General features: G+C 62.5%; 21 protein-coding genes and 1 riboswitch. Of the genes, 7 read left to right on the top strand and 14 right to left on the bottom strand.

All coding sequences use genetic code 11. From position 1 onward, the window contains the following. Positions 1 to 2: 2 nt before the first annotated feature. Complete coding sequence (locus NKH59_RS30315; RefSeq protein ID WP_352470264.1) at positions 3 to 1007, bottom strand: ABC transporter substrate-binding protein; 1005 nt, start codon at positions 1005 to 1007, stop codon at positions 3 to 5. 276 nt (positions 1008 to 1283) lie between these two features. Here NKH59_RS30315 and NKH59_RS30310 point away from each other — a divergent pair, with 276 nt between their 5' ends. Next, positions 1284 to 1667 carry a RidA family protein gene (locus tag NKH59_RS30310; RefSeq protein ID WP_352470263.1) on the top strand — a complete coding sequence of 128 codons (384 nt, stop codon included), beginning with the start codon at positions 1284 to 1286 and terminating at the stop codon, positions 1665 to 1667. 57 nt (positions 1668 to 1724) lie between these two features. Continuing rightward, positions 1725 to 2528: a creatininase family protein gene (locus tag NKH59_RS30305; RefSeq protein WP_352539639.1), complete on the top strand. Its 804-nt coding sequence runs from the start codon at positions 1725 to 1727 to the stop codon at positions 2526 to 2528. Positions 2529 to 2592: 64 nt separating this feature from the next. Here the strand turns inward: NKH59_RS30305 and NKH59_RS30300 are convergent, their stop codons facing one another. The 3 genes from NKH59_RS30300 to cobD form a co-directional block, all read right to left on the bottom strand. Beyond that, a complete protein-coding gene (locus NKH59_RS30300) occupies positions 2593 to 3735 on the bottom strand; it encodes a serine hydrolase domain-containing protein (protein WP_352539760.1) in 1143 nt (380 codons plus the stop codon). Between the two features lie 125 nt (positions 3736 to 3860). Beyond that, positions 3861 to 4364: a tyrosine phosphatase family protein gene (locus NKH59_RS30295; RefSeq protein ID WP_352539638.1), complete on the bottom strand. Its 504-nt coding sequence runs from the start codon at positions 4362 to 4364 to the stop codon at positions 3861 to 3863. Further along, positions 4361 to 5419, bottom strand: coding sequence for a threonine-phosphate decarboxylase CobD (gene cobD / locus NKH59_RS30290; RefSeq protein WP_352539637.1), 1059 nt, complete (start codon positions 5417 to 5419; stop codon positions 4361 to 4363). Before cobD ends, NKH59_RS30295 begins: the two co-directional genes overlap by 4 nt. Between cobD and cbiB the strand changes: the two genes are divergently transcribed. After that, positions 5418 to 6389: an adenosylcobinamide-phosphate synthase CbiB gene (gene cbiB / locus NKH59_RS30285; RefSeq protein WP_352539636.1), complete on the top strand. Its 972-nt coding sequence runs from the start codon at positions 5418 to 5420 to the stop codon at positions 6387 to 6389. The two genes, cobD and cbiB, sit on opposite strands and share 2 nt — an antisense overlap. A gap of 27 nt (positions 6390 to 6416) precedes the next feature. On the opposite strand, the gene NKH59_RS30280 is transcribed toward cbiB, so the two are convergent. The 5 genes from NKH59_RS30280 to NKH59_RS30260 form a co-directional block, all read right to left on the bottom strand. Then, on the bottom strand, positions 6417 to 6731 hold the full coding sequence (locus tag NKH59_RS30280) for a hypothetical protein (RefSeq protein WP_352470255.1): 315 nt from the start codon (positions 6729 to 6731) through the stop codon (positions 6417 to 6419). 497 nt (positions 6732 to 7228) lie between these two features. Beyond that, positions 7229 to 7846, bottom strand: a complete 618-nt coding sequence (gene cobO / locus NKH59_RS30275) for a cob(I)yrinic acid a,c-diamide adenosyltransferase (protein ID WP_352539635.1) — start codon at positions 7844 to 7846, stop codon at positions 7229 to 7231. Position 7847: 1 nt separating this feature from the next. Beyond that, complete coding sequence (cobU, locus tag NKH59_RS30270; protein WP_353023971.1) at positions 7848 to 8369, bottom strand: bifunctional adenosylcobinamide kinase/adenosylcobinamide-phosphate guanylyltransferase; 522 nt, start codon at positions 8367 to 8369, stop codon at positions 7848 to 7850. Beyond that, entirely contained in the window at positions 8362 to 9144 is a 783-nt protein-coding gene (locus tag NKH59_RS30265; RefSeq protein ID WP_352539633.1) for a CbtA family protein, read from the bottom strand. Before NKH59_RS30265 ends, cobU begins: the two co-directional genes overlap by 8 nt. Positions 9145 to 9159: 15 nt before the next feature. Beyond that, on the bottom strand, positions 9160 to 9339 hold the full coding sequence (locus tag NKH59_RS30260) for a CbtB domain-containing protein (RefSeq protein ID WP_023676561.1): 180 nt from the start codon (positions 9337 to 9339) through the stop codon (positions 9160 to 9162). 36 nt (positions 9340 to 9375) lie between these two features. Further along, positions 9376 to 9573: riboswitch (cobalamin riboswitch) on the bottom strand. A gap of 109 nt (positions 9574 to 9682) precedes the next feature. Here NKH59_RS30260 and NKH59_RS30255 point away from each other — a divergent pair. From NKH59_RS30255 to NKH59_RS30245, 3 genes are all read left to right on the top strand, one after another. After that, complete coding sequence (locus tag NKH59_RS30255) at positions 9683 to 10090, top strand: SRPBCC family protein (RefSeq protein WP_352539632.1); 408 nt, start codon at positions 9683 to 9685, stop codon at positions 10088 to 10090. Positions 10091 to 10308: 218 nt separating this feature from the next. Beyond that, positions 10309 to 11307, top strand: coding sequence for a heparan-alpha-glucosaminide N-acetyltransferase (locus tag NKH59_RS30250; protein ID WP_352539631.1), 999 nt, complete (start codon positions 10309 to 10311; stop codon positions 11305 to 11307). A 16-nt stretch (positions 11308 to 11323) separates the two neighbouring features. Further along, positions 11324 to 11830: a methyltransferase family protein gene (locus NKH59_RS30245; protein ID WP_352470249.1), complete on the top strand. Its 507-nt coding sequence runs from the start codon at positions 11324 to 11326 to the stop codon at positions 11828 to 11830. Positions 11831 to 11848: 18 nt separating this feature from the next. Here the strand turns inward: NKH59_RS30245 and NKH59_RS30240 are convergent, their stop codons facing one another. The 4 genes from NKH59_RS30240 to NKH59_RS30225 form a co-directional block, all read right to left on the bottom strand. Then, complete coding sequence (locus NKH59_RS30240; RefSeq protein WP_023676566.1) at positions 11849 to 12235, bottom strand: MerR family transcriptional regulator; 387 nt, start codon at positions 12233 to 12235, stop codon at positions 11849 to 11851. 139 nt (positions 12236 to 12374) lie between these two features. Next, the gene (gene mgtE, locus NKH59_RS30235) at positions 12375 to 13772 is read right to left on the bottom strand and encodes a magnesium transporter (protein WP_502894205.1); all 1398 of its coding nucleotides are present in this window, start codon (positions 13770 to 13772) and stop codon (positions 12375 to 12377) included. Positions 13773 to 14123: 351 nt separating this feature from the next. Beyond that, positions 14124 to 14606 carry an SRPBCC family protein gene (locus NKH59_RS30230; RefSeq protein ID WP_254818127.1) on the bottom strand — a complete coding sequence of 161 codons (483 nt, stop codon included), beginning with the start codon at positions 14604 to 14606 and terminating at the stop codon, positions 14124 to 14126. Further along, entirely contained in the window at positions 14603 to 14920 is a 318-nt protein-coding gene (locus NKH59_RS30225) for an ArsR/SmtB family transcription factor (protein WP_352539630.1), read from the bottom strand. Before NKH59_RS30225 ends, NKH59_RS30230 begins: the two co-directional genes overlap by 4 nt. A gap of 346 nt (positions 14921 to 15266) precedes the next feature. Between NKH59_RS30225 and NKH59_RS30220 the strand changes: the two genes are divergently transcribed. Next, entirely contained in the window at positions 15267 to 16178 is a 912-nt protein-coding gene (locus NKH59_RS30220) for a phosphatase PAP2 family protein (protein WP_352539759.1), read from the top strand. A gap of 343 nt (positions 16179 to 16521) precedes the next feature. Here NKH59_RS30220 and NKH59_RS30215 read toward each other — a convergent pair whose 3' ends face one another. Continuing rightward, positions 16522 to 17589 carry a cyclic nucleotide-gated potassium channel gene (locus NKH59_RS30215; protein WP_352539629.1) on the bottom strand — a complete coding sequence of 356 codons (1068 nt, stop codon included), beginning with the start codon at positions 17587 to 17589 and terminating at the stop codon, positions 16522 to 16524. Between the last annotated feature and the right edge of the window lie 957 nt (positions 17590 to 18546).

Here is an 18546-nt window from a genome sequence, read left to right as displayed (position 1 = left end):
GCCTACTTCTTCAGGTCGAGCCCGACGCTCTTGTTGACGAAGGCCAGCGTGTAGGCCTTCTTGATGTCGATGCCCGCCGGCGTGACCTTGGCCTTGATCATCTTGTCGTAGAAACTCTGGATGCGCGCATCGGTCATGGCGCCGATGCCGAGCTTTTCGCTGTCGCCGGAATCGACCACGCCGAACTTCTTCAGCTGCTCGATCGAGAAGGCGATCTGCTCATCCGTCATGTCCGGATTTTCCTTTTTGATCATCTCGTTGGCGGCCTTGTTGTCACCGTAGAGATAATTGTACCAGCCTTTGGCCGAGCCATCGACGAAGCACTGGACCACCTCGGGACGCTTGTCGATCGTCTCCTGCATGGTCTCGACCGTCGTTGCATATGTGTCCCAGCCATAGTCGGCCAGCAGAAACTGGTTCGGCGTGAAACCGCCCTGCTTCTGGACGGCGAATGGCTCCGAGGTGACGTAACCCTGCTGGATCGACTTCTTGTTGGCGATGAACGGCGCCGGGTTGAAGGTGTAGGGCACGCGCTTGGCGGCATCGAAGCCGAGGTCGGTGACCATCCACTGGAAGAAGGTCTGCGCACCTTCGTCGCCGAGGATGTACTGGTCGGCGTTCTTCAGGTCTTCCCATTTATCCAGCCCCTGCCCGGGATGGGACATGATGACCTGCGGGTCCTTCTGGAAGTCGGCCGCCACGACGCGCATCGGTATGCCTTGCTGCACGGCATCGAAGGCCGACAGCAGGTTGCCGCCCATGTAAAAATCGATCTTGCCGGCCAGCAGCAGCGGCCGGCCGCTGACCTGTGGGCCGCCCTGCATGATCGTCACGTCGATGCCGCAGGCGGCATAGGTGCCGTCCACCACGGCCTGGTAGTAACCGCCATGCTCCGGCTCGGCCAGCCAGTTGGTGCCGAAGGTGACTTTTTCGTTCGCTGCCGCGGCAAGCGTGCCTGCGCCAAGCAGCACGATCACGCCCGCCGAAATCTTGAGTTTTCCGTACATCCACACCACCCTTTGTTCGCTCCGGCGCGTCACGCGTCGGGCTCGACACCATTGTTTCAAGAAGCAAGACACATGCCACCGGCGCGTTGCGCCGGGACCGCCCGCTTGTGCAATGCCCGCCTGAGCAATGGCGGCGCGAAGGCCGGACGGGTCATGCTGTACGAAAGGCATCGTGCCTATTTTTTGATCGCCTGTCCACAATCGCCCTCGTGACATGCACCGCCATCTTGATGCCCGCATCGATCCCGCTTTAGGCTGCCGTGAACGGAGATTGCCATGTTCAAATTTCTCACGCCGAAGTCGATCAAGCCGCCCTTCGCCCGCTACAGCCATGGTGTCGAACTGCCGCCCGGCAAGCGGCTGGTGCTGTGTTCGGGCCAAGTCGCAATCACCCCGGACGACCAGATCCCCGAGGAGGCCGGCGCACAGGCCGAGCTTTGTTTCCAGAACATAGCGGCGATTCTCGGCGAGGCCGGGCTCGGCCTGTCCGACATCGTCCGCATCAACACCTACGTCACCGACCGCGCCTTCCTGCGGCCCTATATGGAGGTTCGCGACCGGCTGTTTGCCAGCCCGGCGCCGGCCTCGACGCTGATGATCGTGTCCGGTTTTGCCCGGCCGGAATTCAAGGTCGAGATCGAGGTCATTGCGGCGGGATGATCGACAGCCGATCGTTCCCGCGTTAGGTCTGGGCTTGTCGGTTCAAGAGGGCATGACATGACCGCTGCAAAAAAACGCGTATGGTGGGGTGACTACCGGACCACCGAATACGCGACCGTCGATCCTGAGGCGACCATTGCCGTTCTGCCGCTGGCGGCGATTGAGCAGCACGGCCCGCATCTGCCGGTCTCGACCGACACCTCGATCATGAACGGCATGCTGGAAACGGTGATCGCGCGCCTGCCCGGCGATCTCGACATCCGCATCCTGCCGGTCCAGGCGGTAGGCAAGTCGAACGAGCATTTGCATGCGCCGGGCACCCTCACCCTGCCGGCGACGACCTTGGTCGAGGCGTGGACCGAACTTGGCCTGTCGGTCGCGCGCGCCGGCGTCCGAAAACTGATTGTCGTGAACTCGCATGGCGGCAATGAGGAGATCATGGGCATCATCACCCGCGAATTGCGCGTGCGGGCAAAGATGCTGGCGGTAAAGACCAGCTGGCAGCGTTTTGGCCGGCCGGCCGGCATGTACACCGAGCTCGAGGACCGCCACGGCATTCATGGCGGCGACGTCGAGACCTCGCTGATGCTGCATTTCCGGCCCGACCTCGTCGACATGGCCAAGGCCGACAATTTCGTGTCCAAGGTCGCCCGCGCCGAAAAGGAATTTTCGCTGCTGCGCCACACCGGAACGCACGCCTTCGCCTGGATCGCCAGCGACCTCAACCCGAATGGCGTGGTCGGCGACGCCAGCATTGCTACCGCCGAAAAAGGCCGGCTGACCGCCGAACATCAGGCCGACGGCTTCATCGGCCTGCTGAGGGACGTGGGCAAGGCAAAGCTGGCGGATTGGTTGGCGTAGGTGTTTGATCCCACCACCTCAGGCCTCGCTCACGAGGGGCGATTCCATTCGGGCGCGAGGATCCTCACTTCACGTCTTGAAGCGGCGACACCGTGTAGATTTCGTCGAGTATCTTCACCATCAAGGTGTTGGCGGTCGCCTGGCCGTCGAGCGCGAGAGTCAGGTTGGTCCATATGACCAGGGTGACATCATTGGCCGGATCGTAGCCCATGAAGGACTGGTAACCGGGCATCTCGCCTTCGTGATAGTAGATTTCGTTAGGCCCGAAAGTCAGCGTTAGGATGCCATAGCCATATTTTTGCATGGCGGGTTCGCCCGGCTCCGGCGCCTCAGGGCTTGCAAGCCACTGCCGCTGGAAGTCGGCATTGAAGAGCTTGCCCCCGACCAGCGCGCGCATCCAGGTCGCGAGGTCATCCGCGGTGGAGATGACTCCGCCAGCCGCAAAGTAGGCGGACGGGTTCTGCCATGTGTCGTCGTTGGGCTTGAGCGTTCCCGCCCTGGCCGCAGCCTGGAGGTCGTCCGGATAGGGCGCATCAGCCAGGGCGTACGAAGTACTGCCGTAGAGATAGCCGCTTGAGTATGGCTCGGGGATGGCGTTCGACGTGCTCGGCGGCAACGCGGTGTTCTTCATGCCGAGCGGCCCGAACAGGCGGTCCCGGAAGATGGTCGAGAGCGGCTTGCCGTCGATCTTCTCGGCAACAAGGCCGAGCAGATAGTAGTTGGTGTTGTTGTACTCGAATCCGGCACCCGGCGCGAAGTCCGGCGGCCGTTTGAACGCCATGCCGAGTACTTCATCGGCGGTCCATACCCTGTAAGGATACTTGTCCAGGCTTTCGGCAAGTTCCGGCGCATTGGTGAAGTTAGGGAGGCCGCTCCGCATTGTTATGAGCTGCCGAATGGTTATCTCGTCGCCGTTGGGAACGCGCTGGACGTATTTCGAGATCAGATCGGCGAAGCTCAGTTTCCCTTCCTGCACCAGTTGCACGATGACAGCGGCGGTCATCGTCTTGGTGTTCGAGGCCGCACGGAAGTGGGTATCGGCGCGCGGCGGGTTCGTGGCACCCAGTTCAGTCGTACCGTAGCCGAAGATGAGGTTGCCCCGCGGAGTCTTGAGCAAAACCATGGCACCGGGCAGCATAAGTTCCTTGGCCAAACCCTCGACAGTGGCTTGGAGCGCTGCCAGGTCGATCGACTTGAGAGCCGGCATGGACGCGGCCATGGCGCTGCCTGTCGCGCAGACCACGCCAACAACGATGGCCAAAATTCTCCCGATCATCATTCGCCCCTTGGCCGTGTGTTAGAACTCCTGCGCATTTTCCTGGATTTTTAGGCTCAGATTTTCAATTCGAACGGCGTGCCTTCGAAAGCATCCGCGCCGCGCCCGATCGCCTGGATCGCTTCGATCATCCGGCCCCTGCGATCGAGCAGTGTGTCGGCGATCGCGATCAGCCGCGGATTGGGCGTCGCCGTGGGCGACAGCCTGCGCAGAGTCTCGGCCAACTCGACCTCGTCGCGCTTCGGCGCCAAGGCTGCCGCGATGATATAGGCCGAGGCGGTCGAGCGGCTGATGCCGGCATAGCAATGCACCACCAGCGGCCGCGAGCGATCCCATTGGCGTGCGAAATCGAGCAGGTTCAAGACATGCTCCTCGCCCGGCATGGTCATGCCCTCCTGCGCCACCGCAATGTCATGCATGACCAGATGCAGATGGTTTTCCCTGGTGATCGAGGCCGGTCGCATCACCTCCGTTCCGGCAGCGAGCAGCGAAAGAAGCCGCCCGGCCCCGGTCTTCGTTACCGTTTCCTCGACTTTGGACAGCGAGCAGACGTGGATCATTGGGTAGTTTCTCCCTTGGCATCATCGTCGCGCCGCGAGGCCCAGCCGGCAAGTGCGGATTCGAGCCGCCGCCATTCTTCATCGGCTCCCGGCAGGCCGGCGCGCAGCACATCCGGACGATCGGCGAAATGCCGAAGCAGGATGCCGCGCTGGCCGAGCACCGAAAACAGGCCGGCGGCGCCCGCCAGCCTGATATAGCGGAACAACGCGGTGCCACCGGCGACAGGCACGCCGAAGCGGCCGAACAGCGTATCGAGCCGCGCGGCATCCTCGGCCAGACGGCGCCGCATCCCGGCCTGCCAGCCGGTATCGGCAAGCGCCCTTATGCCATATTCGAGCGCCGGCCCGGCAACCGCCCATGGCCCGAATTGCGCCTCCAGCCGCTCGACCGTCAGCGCATCGGCCAGTGCAAAGCCAAGCCGCAGGCCGGCCAGGCCGAAGAACTTGCCGAACGAACGCAGCACGACGATGCCGCCCTGGTCGACGTCGCCGGCCAGGCTTTCGCTGCGCGGGCCGACATCCATGAAGGCCTCGTCGACCACCAGCAGCCCACCTCTGGCGCGCAATATCCCGGCAAGTCGAAGCAATCTTTCGCGCTCGACGACGCGCCCGTCCGGGTTGTTGGGATTGACGACGACGGCAAGGTCGGCCGCCGCCAGGGCTTCGAAATCATGGACTTCAGCCGCCGCATGGCCGGCGATCGCCGCTGCCCGCCGATGCTCGGCATAAGTCGGCCCGAGCACCAGCGCCGTGCCCGGGCTGACCAGGGAAGCGACGCGCGGCAACAGGATCTGCGTGCCGGGCGCCGCTGCGACATTCGTCGCCGACGGGGCGCCATAGGCGCTTGCCGCGCGTTCAGCCAAGTCGCGGCTGCGCGCTGTTTCCGGCAATCGCGACAGGGCGGTGGCGGGCAAATCGAAAAGCGGGTAGGAGTGCGGATTGATCCCGGTCGAGAGGTCGACGAAAGGCAGCGGCGCGTGAGGGAAAAGCGCCCTCGCCCGGCCAAGGCTTCCGCCGTGGTCAACTGCCGCCGTCACTCCATCAAGAGACTTCATGCCGATCCTGATCACTTTCCTGTCGCTGGCCATCGAACTTGTACTCGGCTACCCGGCCCGGCTCTTCGATGCCATTGGCCATCCCGTCACCTGGTTCGGCAGGCTGATATCCTTTCTCGACCGCAGGCTCAACCGCGCCACTGATTCCGACGCCGACCGTCGCCGCTGGGGCGTCGTCGCGCTGCTGGTGATCGTGCTGGTGCCGGCCGCCCTCGCCCTCTGGCTCGAAACCTTGCTTTGGAGCATTCCCCTCGGCTGGTTGGTCACCGCAATCCTGGCGACGTCGCTGCTGTCGCAGAAGAGCCTGGCCGAGCATGTCGAAGCGGTCGCCGACGCACTCGACAGCGGCGGACTGGATATAGGCCGCATTGCCGTCTCGCGGATCGTCGGTCGCGACCCGGAAAAGCTCGACAGGGCCGCTGTCTGCCGCGCCGCGATCGAAAGCCTGGCCGAGAATTTCTCCGACGGTGTCGTCGCTCCGGCCTTCTGGCTCGGTATCGGCGGGCTCGCCGGCGGCGTCGCCTACAAGGCCGCCAACACCGCCGATTCGATGATCGGCCATCGCACCCCGCGCCACGAAGCCTTCGGCTGGGCGGCGGCGCGCTTCGACGATTGGATCAATCTGCCGGCGTCGCGGCTGACGGCGCTGCTGATCGTACTCGCCGCTTTTCTGGTCAAGGGCGCCAACGCCAAGGGCGCCTGGCACGCCGTGCGGCGCGATGCGAAAAAACACCGCTCGCCCAACGCCGGCTGGCCGGAAGCAGCGATGGCCGGCGCGCTCGGCCTGGCGCTCGCCGGCCGCCGTTCCTATGACGGCGTCATGGTCGAAGACGCATTGATGGGCGAAGGCGGCCGGCGCGATGATGTCGAGAGCACCGACATCCGACGGGCGCTGAAACTCTACCGCGTCGCCGACTTACTGCTGATCGCGCTGTTCGGCGTGGTCGCGGTGATCGTCATCGCCGCGTGAACGTCCGAATGGGTCGGCAAACCCGACCTACCAGGTAACACGGACTTCCTTTGCGCTCGGATCGGCTTCCACGCCAAACCTTTTGATCGCGTACCCACCGGCAGCTACGGGAGAAGATTTCAATAAGGGTTCGACTACGACAAAAAGTCGTTCAGCGTTTGGCCCATACATGTAAAGGATGCATTCGCCTTCACCAAACAAGTCACCGTCAAACTCGCCGACCGATGCATCCTCGATAGCTTTCTCTAGCCGATCCTCGAGCGCATAAATGGATTCGCGTTCGTCAGCGGCACCAAACTGACCATCATTGAGAATAAGATAGACGATTACCGCCTGGTCCACGAACAATCTCCAGCTTCGCAAGCGACCAGAACTCTATCCCTGAGATCCGGCGGCACTGAAACTCTACCGGATCGCCGATTTTCTGCTGATCGCACTGTTTGGGGTAATCTCGACGGTCGTAATTCTGTTGTGATCTTCGCCCGATCTCAGGCGAAACAAAAACCGCCAAGCGACGGGTCGTTGGAGCCCAATTAGCACCATAGCCAAATTAGTAGCATAGCTGCCGGCACAAAGCAAGAACAAAATAAGGCTACGCCTCAAATAATCGCGTCAGGTCGGCGCCGCCCCTCACCCTTACCATTCCAGGGGCGAGCCGCTTCGTGCGGCTTTCCCTTCTCCCCTTGTGGGAGAAGGTGGCCGCGAAGCGGCCGGATGAGGGGTGTTCCAGCTTGGCACCAACAGCGCCCCGGCCAGCACCTCTCAACCGTCTTTGCGCTGCGCGCCAATCCACCTTCTCCCACAAGGGGAGAAGGAAGAAGAGGCGCCAGCAACACCCCTCAGAACTCGATCCCCTGCTGCGCCTTCACGCCGGCGGAGAAGTGGTGCTTGGTCACGCCCATCTCGGTGACCAGATCGGCCGCCTCGACCAATACCGGTTTGGCGTTGCGGCCGGTGACGACGACATGCAGGCCTTCGCGACGCGCCTTCAGCGCCGCGACCACCTTTTCGAGATCGAGGTAGTCGTAGCGCAGCGCGATGTTCAGCTCGTCGAGCACCACGAGGCTGATCGACGGCTCGGCCATCAGCTCCAGCGCTTTCGCCCAGGCAGCCTCGGCCGCCGCGATGTCGCGCTTCAGGTCCTGTGTCTCCCAGGTAAAGCCTTCGCCCATGGCGTGCCAGACGACACGGTCGCCGAAGGCGGCAAAGGCGTCTTTCTCGCCGGTGTGCCATTTGCCCTTGATGAACTGAACGACGCCGACGCGCTTGCCATAGCCGAGCATCCTGAGCGCCAGCCCAAAGGCGGCCGTGGTCTTGCCCTTGCCCGGTCCGGTGTTGACGATCAGCAGCCCCTTCTTGACCGTCTTGGCCGCGACCTCGGCGTCCTGCACCGCCTTGCGCTTGGCCATCTTGGCGCGGTGGCGTTCCTCGTCCTTGGGATCGATAGTATCAGCCATGTCATTTCACCTTGAGCGGCAGCCCCGCCACCATCAAAAGCACGGTGCCGGCAACAGCCGCGACGTCCTGGTTCAGCCGGCCGGCGGCGTCGCGAAACCGTCTTGCCAGCGCATTGTCCGGCACGATGCCCTGGCCGACCTCGTTGGACACCACGAACCACGGCCCACGCGGCCGCGACAGCACATCGGCCAGCCTCCGGCATTCGGCCTCGACATCATGGTCGGCCAGCATATGGTTGGTCAGCCACAGCGTCAGGCAATCGATCAGCACCGGCTGGCCGTCAGGCAGCGCTCCGATCGCGCCGGCAAGGTCGAGCGGCGCATCGATGGTCGTCCAGCCGGCGCCGCGGCGCGAGCGGTGCAGCGCGATGCGCTGGCGCATCTCGTCGTCATAGGCTTGCGCCGTGGCGATATAGCTCCAAGGCGGCGGGCCGACCGTCACCAGGCTCTCGGCATGCGCGCGCTTGCCGGGGCGCGCCCCGCCGATGACCCGGGGCAGTGCCCCCGCCGCGCGGTCAGGCAAAGCTGTCGCGCAGGCTGGTCGCCGTGCCCGTGAAGCGTCCGCGCACCACGCCGACGACCGCGCCGAGCACCAGCCAGAACACCAGGTTGGTCAGCGTCACCGCCACCACGAACTGGTGGTGCAGGCCTTCCGGGATCGCCGTCTCGAAGCTATCGGGCTGCGGCGCGCCGACAATATGCGGCGCCACGATCAACGCTACGGCAAGGATCGCCAGCGGCAACGATCTGCGGAAGGCGATAAGGCCGAGCCCGGCGGCGGTCGCCACCACTGTTGCCCACCACCAGATCTGGCGTTGGACAAGGTCGGCCGCCGGCATCGCCGGCAGTTCCGGCGGCAGGCCGAGGCCCGGCGCCAGCGTGAACACGGCAAAGCCGGCAAGCCCCCAGAACAGGCCCTGGCGCCAGTTGCCGATGCCGCCGGCGAATTCCGAAACCGCGATCAGGACCAGCGCAAAGCCGATGCCGGTGACGATATTGGCAACGACGCTGAAGCCGAAGCGCTCGAAACCGTCGGCCGGCGCCCAGCCTTCGTCTTCCGCCGGAGCCATTGCTTCAGCCGGTGCCGGCGCGGCGCTGCTCATAGCCGTCGTGCCCGCGGCGTTTTCGGCCGGTGCCGCAGGTGCCGCGGCATGGTCATGGCCGCCGCCGGCCTGTTCGTAGACTTCCGCCTTCAGGATGAGCGGCACCGTGGCATAGGCTTGCATGCAGGCGAGAGCCACGCCGGCCACAAGCCCTGCGATCGCCGCGATGAACACGACGTTGCGAAACAGTGTCATGATGTCAGCCCCTTGTCAGTGGCAGGGAAAGCCCATCGAATGGCGATAGTCGTGCGCGGCATTGTGGACCGCATCGATATGCGAGAAGCCGACAAAGCCCATGACGAAAATGCCGAGGAATGCAGCAAGCGCCAGCTGCATGAGACGCGACTGCGAGGAGGCGGAAGCGCCGAGCGAAACGGAAGCGGTATTCATGTCTTGTCCTTTCGCCCTCCACCCGAGGGCATAGAAGTCAGTTTCCTGTCGCCGGCAGGTCTCCTGGCTCGCGGATCAGCGCCCTTCCCCACCTTCCCGAAGGCGAACCTTCAGTGGCATATGGAGAGGACTACCGCACACAGTTGCGGGGGCAGCCACGGCATTGGGCAAACAATTTCGCCCGCACCGCATTCCCTCTTGGTTCCAAACGGAACCGACGACATCAGCGACTATAGGCAGAATCGCCGCGCCCGGCAAACCAAATTCCGCCGGATCGTGTGGCGAATGCGCCGCCTCGCCAAGTTCGCAGACCGGCGCCGCGATTGACAATTTTCGCAGCCGGGTGTCGGCTGGCGGATGGGGAGGAAGCCGGCATGCAACCCAGCCCGAACAAGCGATTCCCTACAACGGCCTGACGCGGCCCGAGCCGACGCTGCCGTCAAACAGCCTATTGGGACATCGCAGCCTATCAGCGCGATCTCGAGGCCATCTGGTATCGCAACTGGCTGCTCGTCTGCCGCGACGCGAAGCGCTCGCCGATCCGGCCGCCGATATCGACAACATCGTCGCGTTCGGTACCCAGGTGCTGGAGGAGGATGCTGATATCTGCGAGGTCAACCAGATGGGCCTGCGCTCGATGCGCCACAAGGCCGGCGTGCTGATGCCCGAGGAATACGACTTGCACCGCTTCCACAACTGGGTGCGCGAGCGCCATGCGGCGCTCGCACATCAAAGCGATTTGGGCAGATAACGCCAGGTGACGAAGCCGCAGGCCACCGCCAGCAGCCCGAGCGTCGCGAAAACCGCGCCCAGGCCGAAGAACGCCAGCACGCCGGCCAAAGGCTTTCCGGCTGTGGCCTAAAGCAGCCCTGATGCCGACCGGCGCCAACACGACGCAAGGTCCTGCTTCTTTTGACGGTGGCAACCGTGATAGTCGTCTTGCCGGGGCTGAATCAAGACAGCGAGACCATGAGCATCGACACGCCGACCGCAGCCGTTCAGGATCAACCGAAGTCGAAGCGCATCGCCGTTATCGACATTGCACGCGGCATCGCTTTGCTTGCCATGGCGAGCTATCATTTCACCTGGGACGTCGAATTCTTCGGCTACACCGATCCCGGCCTCACCGCCTTCGGCTGGTGGAAAATCTACGCGCGCTGCATCGCCTCGAGCTTCCTGTTCCTGGTCGGCATCAGCCTCTATCTCGCCCATGGCAAAAAAATCCGCTGGACCGGCTTCTGGAAGCGCTTCGCCATGGTTGCCGGGGCAGCGCTCGCAATATCGCTGGTCACCCGCATCGCCACGCCCGACGGCTTCATCTTCTTCGGCATATTGCATGAGATCGCGCTCGCCAGCCTGCTCGGCCTGGCGTTCCTGCGCCTGCCGGCGCTGCTGACGCTGCTTGTCGCCGTATTCGTCGTCGCTGCGCCTTTCTACCTGCGATCCGAAACGTTCGATCATCCGGCTTTGTGGTGGGTCGGCCTGTCGGCGACCAACCCGCGCTCCAACGACTACGTGCCGCTGCTGCCCTGGTTCGGCGCCGTACTTGCCGGCATCGCGGTTACCAAGCTCGCCGCCACCTCCGGCGCGCTGACGCGGCTGTCGGCATTGGCGCCCGGCCGCTGGGCAAATCCGCTGGTCTTCATCGGCCGGCACAGCCTTGCTTTCTATCTGATCCATCAGCCGGTGCTGATCGGCTCGGTCTGGCTGTTTTCGCAATTCATGCCGGCGCAGGCCGAAACCAGGGAGGTGCGTTTTCTGAAATCCTGCCAGATATCCTGCGAGCAGGCACGCGACACCGAGTTCTGCTCCAGCTATTGTGCCTGCATGCTGGACACTCTCCAGGGCGAAGCCTCGCTTGACCGGCTCTACAGCGACGACCAGTCCCCAGAGTGGAAGGCGCATATTGGCGAGCTCGCCGGCACCTGCACCGCCCAAACCGAGGCGGCGGAACCGGGAACGCGCTAATCGAGGGAGGACAATAATGAGCGACAGTCACCCGAAACCCATGCAGCAAAATCCTGGGCAGCCGAAGCTGGGGCACATCCCATGGCCGCCGCTGATCTATATCGCTGCCATCATCGTCAGCGTCGCGCTAGGGCTGTTCTATCCGCTGCCGTGGATCGGCGATCTTCTCGGCGACATCCTGTTCGCCGCCGGCCTTGTGGGGTTGGTGGCGGTTGCCGCGCTCTGGTTCACGGCAATCCGCACCATGATCCGCGCCAAGACGACGCTCAACCCGAACGGCGTGCCTGACCATCTGGTGACCACCGGACCCTTCGCCGTCAGCCGCAACCCGATCTACCTCGCCAACACGCTGCTGCTGGTCAGCCTCGCCTTTGTCACTGGGATCGCCTGGTTCCTGCCGCTGGCAGTCATCGCGGCGTTCCTGACGCAGAAGCTGACGATCGAGAGCGAGGAGAAGGTGCTGACGGCCAAATTCGGCAAGAAATACCGGGACTACGCCAAAAGGGTGCGGCGCTGGATTTGAGCCGAGGCTGACACCGGCTTAGGTGGTGACGCCGAGCTCCACCAGCCGCTCGACGCAGGATTCCTCGGCCTGGTCGAGCTCTGCCAGGGTCTCTTCGAGGTCGCGGCGTTTCTGGCGGAGATCCTCGCGCTTTTCCTCGATGCGCTTGATCATCAGTTTGAGCTGGCCTACCTCGCCGGGCGGCTCCCTGTACATCTGGATGATCTCGCGGATCTCGTTGATCGAGAAGCCGAGTCTTTTTCCCCGCATGATCTGGCGGATGAGATGCCGGTCCGACGGACGGAACAGCCGCGTGCGGCCGCGTCTTACCGGCTGCACCAGCCCTTCGTCCTCATAGAAGCGCAACGTCCGCGTCGACACGTCGAATTCGCGGGTCAGCTCCGTGATCGAATAATATTCCCGCATCGTCACTCCAATGCCCCGGCCACGCCGCGAGTTCCAACTGGCCGGCGCCGCCAGCGCCCAGGCGCGTACCAGAATCGGCGGACAAGGCACCTTTCAAAGCCTCGCATGGCATTTACGTAAAAGTCAATTGAGGTGACGTTCAGCGCACGCCGAACCACCATGTGGCGAGCCCGAGAAAGGCAAAGAAACCGACGACATCGGTGACTGTGGTGACGAAAACCGCCGAAGCCACAGCCGGATCGATCTTGAAGCGGTCGAGCAGCAGCGGGATAAGGATGCCCGCCAGAGCCGCCACGAACATATTGATGATCATCGCAGCCGCAATGATGCCGCCGAGATTGCGATCGTGGAACCAGGCAGCAGCCACGAGGCCGATCAGGATGGCAAAGATGATGCCGTTGATGAAGCCCACCCCGATTTCGCGGCGGATGATGCGGCCGGCATTGTAGATGTCGAGGTCCCTGGTCGCCAGCGCCCGCACCGTGACAGTCATGGTCTGCGAGCCGGCATTGCCGCCCATGCCGGCGACGATCGGCATCAGCACCGCCAGCGCCACGATATGCTCGATGGTGCGGTCGAACAGGCCGATCACCGAGGCCGCCAGGAAAGCCGTCAAAAGATTGACCAGCAGCCACGGCACGCGCGAGCGCGAGGTCGAAAAGATGCTGTCCGAGAGTTCTTCGTCGCCGACGCCGCCCATGCGCAGCAGATCTTCCTCGGCCTCCTGCTGGATGACGTCGACGACGTCGTCGATGGTCAGCACGCCGACCAGCCGCTCGTTCTCGTCGACGACGGCGGCGGACAGAAGATCGTATTGTTCGAATTCGCGTGCCGCCTCCTCCTGGTCCATGGTGGCCGGGATGGCATGCCTAGTCTCATGCATGACCTCTTCGACCTTGACCGAGCGCTTGGTACGCAGGATCTGGTCGAGGTCGATGGCGCCGAGCAGCTTGAAGCTCGGATCGATGACGAAGATCTGGCTGAAACGGTCGGGAAGATTGTTGTCCTCGCGCATGTAGTCGATGGTCTGGCCGATCGTCCAGAACGGCGGCACCGCGACGAACTCGGTCTGCATGCGGCGGCCGGCGGTCTCTTCGGGATAGTCAAGCGAACGCCGCAGCCTGATCCTCTCGGTGAACGGCAGCTGCGACAGGATCTCGTCCTGGTCCTCCTGGTCGAGGTCTTCGAGAATGTAGACCGCGTCATCGGAATCGAGATCCTGCACCGCCTGGGCGATCTGCGCATTGGGCAGACTGTCGACGATGTCGCGGCGGATCGCCTCGTCAACCTCGGTCAGCGCGGAAAAATCGAAATCCTTGCCCAGCAATTCGACCAGCGCGCGTCGCTGTTCCGGGTGCAGGGCCTCGAGCAGGTGGCCGAGTTCCGACTGGTGCAGATCGTCGACTTCGCGCTTCAGCGTCAGCGTATCGCGATCGGCGATCGCGGCACCGATCTGGGCGAGGAACGACGACAGGATGACGCCGTCCTCGTCATAGATGTCGGCGCGGCGCTCCTCGGCCGCCCGGGCGCCGGTCATCTGTTCGTCCTGGCCTTCCACCAGCGCCTCCCGCCATCGGATTTCCGGATAAGGTGCCTGTCAGGTCTAGACCATGATCCTGACAATCGGAATCGATTTTGCGAAAGGACCATGCACAACGACAAATTGCTACAGCGCCGTTCGCGCGTCCAAACGACGCGGCGCATACCGGATGGTAGGAGGAGAGGACGTTCTACAAACCTGCGGCGCTGCAAACCTTCGCGGCGGCAGGTAAAGGGCAGCGTATCTCCCCGCCCCGGTCAACCAGATGGGCAGATCGACACTGATTCAAAAACGGCGAGGCCGAGGGTGCGACGGCCTCACTGGATATTGGACTTAACGGCTTCCCGATCAGGCGGCGTGGCGCTTGGCCTCAGCCGCATAGCGGTCCAGGAGACCGCTCCAGCCACCCTCCGATTCGAAGGCCTCGCGCATCGCCTCTGCGGTTTCGCCCATGTTCTCCAGAAGCCTGTGCTCGAGTTCCACGCGCGTCGCGTTCTCGCCGAGCGCGACAAAGCGGATCTCGACTTCGGTCAGCAATGCCGGATCGTAGCGCCAGCCGGCTCCAATGCGCCAGGCGAGCGTCAGCCTCGACGGCGGATCCCAGGCGAGAACCTCGCCCCAATCGCATTGTGACCCATCCTCGCCGATCTCGTACCAGCGGCCGCCGGCTTTCGGTTCGATCACCGCGGTCGTCAGGGCGGATTTGCCGATCGAATGCGAAGCCGGCCACCAGCGCCCGAATCCTGTGGTGAACACATCGAACGCCTTGTCGAGCGGCACCTCCACGGTCACCGACTTCCTGACCGGCGCGGGCTTGATCATGGTCGTCATTTCCTCTTCTCCTTGCTGTTGTCGACTTCCCATTTGAAGGCGTCGAGCGCATCGCCCCACATGCGGTCAAGCCAGGCGCGCATCTCGCCGAGCCCATGCGGGTCGAGATGATAGATGTTGCTGGCACCTTTCGGCTCTGCGCGGACCAGCCGGGCTTCCTTCAAGACCTTGAGGTGCTGCGATACCGCCGGCTGCGAGACCGGAAGCACTCGCGTCAGATCGATGACCGAGCGTGGCCGATCGGCGATGAGCTCGAACACCTTTCGGCGCGTCGGATCGGCCAAGGCCACCATTCCTGCATAATCATAAATCATGACTTATGATAAGCTAAAACTTATGATATGTCAACTGAGGGCGTGGCGGGCCCGTGTTCAAGCAACCGGCCGGCTCGGCCCCGAGGCTCCGGGGCAATTCCTTCACGCGGGGGCATGGACAGCGATGCGGATGCAAGACTGCTCAGGGAATCGATCCACCGCATGCGGGCCGGCCGGCAAATGTCGACCACCGGCGAAAAGTAAACCTGGCGGCAAGGTTTTTACCTTACCGGTGTATGTGTCTCTCCGGCGAAACGTTAAGAACAGGTAAATTGGTTTGGCCCTAACCACGGAAGCCTCTCGCTACAGGCCCTCCGCCATATGGCAATTGCGCCTCTCCTTGTTCATGGCGACATACGTTTTAGGCGCATCTGCACTATATCCAGAAATATTCTATACGTCCGCCTTAATCTATTCTCACAAGTTTCTTGTTGGCATTCCGGTGTTGTTTATCGGTGGCGTCTGCTGTGCCGCGCTAATCCATGGCCGGCGGCAACCGGTTCGCTACGCACTGGATTTGGTTCAAGGGCGCTGGCGCGGTTGTCTGCTGGTGCTGCTGTTCTTCTTTGCCAGCTTGACCGCGTTCTCTACCTACAAGATCGCCATCCCGTCCGTCGTCCCATACTATGCCGACAACTGGTTGGCCGACGCTGATGAATGGCTGCACGGGATGCCGCCATGGGAGATCGTCCATAAGCTCGACAGCAACAATTGGTCGTTCGTCGTCTTCAACAGCTATGAAGTCATTTGGTTTTACCAGTGGTTCGGCGCCATCCTTTTCGTGTCGCTCTGGTCGGACGAGATTGCCCGCATCCGCTATCTCTGCGCAGCAGCGCTGACGTTGTCCGTCCTCGGAACGGTCTTGGCCGTGGCGCTGGCATCGGTCGGACCGGTTTACTACCACCACTTTGTCGGCGTGGATCGCTTCCACGGATTGAATGCGGCCCTGGACAGGCTGGACCATAGTTACATGGTGCGGGAACCCGCGGCATATCTCCTGATGGCTTACCAAAGCGGCCGGCCAAGTCTTGGCGGCGGCATCTCGGCCATGCCAAGCATGCATGTCGCCTTTGCCGCATTGAACGCCTATTTGCTGTCATCGATCAATCGCTGGCTTGGCGTTCTGGGTTGGACCTTTGCAGCCCTGATCCTGTACGGATCGGTGTTCACTGGCTGGCACTATGCCGTGGACGGCTACGCATCGATCGTTGTTGTGTCGGTGATTTGGTGGGCGACCGGACGCCTGGTGCGCGAATAGTTATGTGCGCTTGTCGATAGATGGCCATGCCTGCCGATGGCCACTTCGCATAAGCCAAACTCGCGACCGCAATCAGGCAAAAAGCACGTGCCCCGACAAGGACGCTCCCTGCCGTGCTCGAATTCAACGGGCAAGAGATTCCGCTTTCGAATTTGATGGTGCGGTCGAGATGCAGCGCCGCAACGCCTCCCGCGTTGATTTTAAGCCATTTTTCTACGATTCCGTGGCGACCTGTATTGAGGATGGTTCGGCAGCGGCAAAGCATGTAGTTCCGGCCAGCCACCATCGGCAGGCAGCTGGCAGCCTTGCCATCACATCCTCCTCTGACGAACACCTAGTACGGTCAACCCTTAGCTGCCGCGCCGCGCCGCTCGAGCGCGGTCTTGCGGATGGTTTCTGCGATCTCCGGGCTGCTGCTGCACAGCATCTGGAAATCCGCCGAGTGTAGCGACAGGAGTGAGACCACCGTTGTGGCGCTGACGGTCGCCGAGCGCGGTTCGCCGGTGATCAGCGCCATCTCGCCGAAGAAGGCGCCAGGGCCCAGATCCACCGGGTTCGGCGTCGCGACGCTGACGCGCCCCTCCACGACGAAGAACATCTGGTCACCGGTCTCGCCATTGCGGCAGATCACAGCGCCCGCCGGCACGACGCGAGGTCGTAATGCGCGCACGATCTCGACTAGTGTGGCCGGGCCGAGCTTCTGAAACAACGGCACGGCGGCGACCAATTGCCAATTGCGGACGAAATCCTCGCGACGGACTTCTTGATAAAAGCCGGTGGCAAGAATGCCAGCCCAGAGCGCGAAGATGCCGATGCCACTCATCATGACCGCCCCGGCAAGGACGCGGCCGGCGAAGCTTTCCGGAATAGCGTCGCCATAACCGGTGGTGGACAGCGTGACCACCGCCCACCACATTGCCTGGGGGATGCTGCCGAACTGTTGCGGTTGGACGTCGCGCTCGATGACATAGGCTGCGAGCGCAAAACCGAAAAGAACGATGCCGAAGACCGTGGCGACGCCGATCAGGTTGCGCGCTTCGTTGGTCAGGATTCTGCCCAGCAGCGGGAAGAAAGTTGAATCGCGCAGCGGTTTGAGCAGCCAGACAGCACAGTAGAGGCTCCGGTCGGGCGTGCCGACGAGCAGAAATGCGGCGAGTGGAACCAAAACCGCGAGCACATCAATGGCGATTGCCGGCGTCCTGTCCCGAACGTCTCCCGTCCGGCGCTTGAGCAGTTTCTCCGCCAATTCCAGGAGATAGACACCCCAAATGACCGCGAGCACGGCAGCCAAAGCCAGTCTGCTTCGTCCGGACATGTCCGGTATCGTGAGCGTAGCCACCGCCACAAGCCCAGTCGCAGCCAGCACCGCGTTGAGCAGCGCGTAAATTCTTAAGAAAGGCAGTACCGACATTCTATGCCCACGAGCGGATACTACCCGCCAGAATAGGATGCCTTCAAGGCAAGCGCAAAGGTGCTAATTCGATATGGAGATTACCGGGCCACCCTTGGTCGTCGCTGGACCATAGGCCATGAACCATCCGATCAGCGTCGAGATCGAGCTGCCCCTCGAACCACACCCAGCGCCGGCTCGTTCTCGGTTGGAACTTTGCAGCCCTGATCCTGTACGGATCGGTGTACACTGGCTGCCACCATGCCGTGAACGGCTACGCATCGATCGTTGTTGTATTTGTGATCTGGTGGGCAACCGGACGCTTGGTGCGCGAATAGTTTGCACGCCAACCGCATAGATGGCTCCGCGCGCCGATTGCTTCTTCACTGGGCCACATTCGTGATCGCAACCAGGCAAAAAGCCTCGCGCCCCGACAAGGACGCTCCCCGCCGTGCTCGAATTCAACGGGCTGGAGGTTCCGCTTTCGAATTTAATGGTGCGGTCGAGATGCATCACCGCACCGGTTCTCGTGTTGATTTAAAAGCGTTTTTCTGAGATTTTCGTACCGGATTGTATCACAGTTTGTATCTCAATCTGTATCGCTCAATGCCGAGCCGATATTTAAGCTCGTAATGGCTCAATCTCGAAGCTTGGAGCATCGCCCGTGGCGCTGACGGAGAGGACGCCTGGGGCGCCGGTCTAGACGAAACGAACCCCGTGGTCCCTGGTCCTCCGCAGTTTCTTTCGGAACTTGCGCGTGAGCGTCAGCGACCTCCGCAAGGGCAATAGTCTGCGTTGCTATGATTGATCAATCAAAACAGCGGCTGATGGCGCCCCGCAGATCGGCTTAGGGCGTCCTGGTTGTTCAGAGACAATCTCTCATACGCTCACCTCTCCTAAAAATTTCCCTGTGGATATTGCCTCTGTGACGACTTGGTGTCGTATTCGTTTGGCTGGGGCTGAGTAGAAGTAAGCAAC

Origin of the sequence: Mesorhizobium sp. M0998 (assembly GCF_040318885.1) — a bacterium.
Taxonomy (GTDB): Bacteria; Pseudomonadota; Alphaproteobacteria; order Rhizobiales; family Rhizobiaceae; genus Mesorhizobium.
This window is presented reverse-complemented; position numbering and strand designations above follow the sequence as displayed.

Bases quoted from the DNA above. Each gene is read 5' to 3' on its own strand.
- NKH59_RS30230 (WP_254818127.1), bottom strand. From the start codon at position 14,606: ATGACGACCATGATCAAGCCCGCGCCGGTCAGGAAGTCGGTGACCGTG.
- cobO (WP_352539635.1), bottom strand. From the start codon at position 7,846: ATGGCTGATACTATCGATCCCAAGGACGAGGAACGCCACCGCGCCAAG.
- NKH59_RS30265 (WP_352539633.1), bottom strand. From the start codon at position 9,144: ATGACACTGTTTCGCAACGTCGTGTTCATCGCGGCGATCGCAGGGCTT.
- cbiB (WP_352539636.1), top strand. From the start codon at position 5,418: ATGCCGATCCTGATCACTTTCCTGTCGCTGGCCATCGAACTTGTACTC.
- NKH59_RS30245 (WP_352470249.1), top strand. From the start codon at position 11,324: ATGAGCGACAGTCACCCGAAACCCATGCAGCAAAATCCTGGGCAGCCG.
- NKH59_RS30310 (WP_352470263.1), top strand. From the start codon at position 1,284: ATGTTCAAATTTCTCACGCCGAAGTCGATCAAGCCGCCCTTCGCCCGC.
- NKH59_RS30300 (WP_352539760.1), bottom strand. From the start codon at position 3,735: ATGCCGGCTCTCAAGTCGATCGACCTGGCAGCGCTCCAAGCCACTGTC.
- NKH59_RS30240 (WP_023676566.1), bottom strand. From the start codon at position 12,235: ATGCGGGAATATTATTCGATCACGGAGCTGACCCGCGAATTCGACGTG.
- NKH59_RS30295 (WP_352539638.1), bottom strand. From the start codon at position 4,364: ATGATCCACGTCTGCTCGCTGTCCAAAGTCGAGGAAACGGTAACGAAG.
- NKH59_RS30225 (WP_352539630.1), bottom strand. From the start codon at position 14,920: ATGATTTATGATTATGCAGGAATGGTGGCCTTGGCCGATCCGACGCGC.
- NKH59_RS30315 (WP_352470264.1), bottom strand. From the start codon at position 1,007: ATGTACGGAAAACTCAAGATTTCGGCGGGCGTGATCGTGCTGCTTGGC.
- NKH59_RS30215 (WP_352539629.1), bottom strand. From the start codon at position 17,589: ATGTCGGTACTGCCTTTCTTAAGAATTTACGCGCTGCTCAACGCGGTG.
- NKH59_RS30250 (WP_352539631.1), top strand. From the start codon at position 10,309: ATGAGCATCGACACGCCGACCGCAGCCGTTCAGGATCAACCGAAGTCG.
- NKH59_RS30220 (WP_352539759.1), top strand. From the start codon at position 15,267: ATGGCGACATACGTTTTAGGCGCATCTGCACTATATCCAGAAATATTC.
- cobD (WP_352539637.1), bottom strand. From the start codon at position 5,419: ATGAAGTCTCTTGATGGAGTGACGGCGGCAGTTGACCACGGCGGAAGC.
- mgtE (WP_502894205.1), bottom strand. From the start codon at position 13,772: ATGACCGGCGCCCGGGCGGCCGAGGAGCGCCGCGCCGACATCTATGAC.
- NKH59_RS30305 (WP_352539639.1), top strand. From the start codon at position 1,725: ATGACCGCTGCAAAAAAACGCGTATGGTGGGGTGACTACCGGACCACC.
- NKH59_RS30260 (WP_023676561.1), bottom strand. From the start codon at position 9,339: ATGAATACCGCTTCCGTTTCGCTCGGCGCTTCCGCCTCCTCGCAGTCG.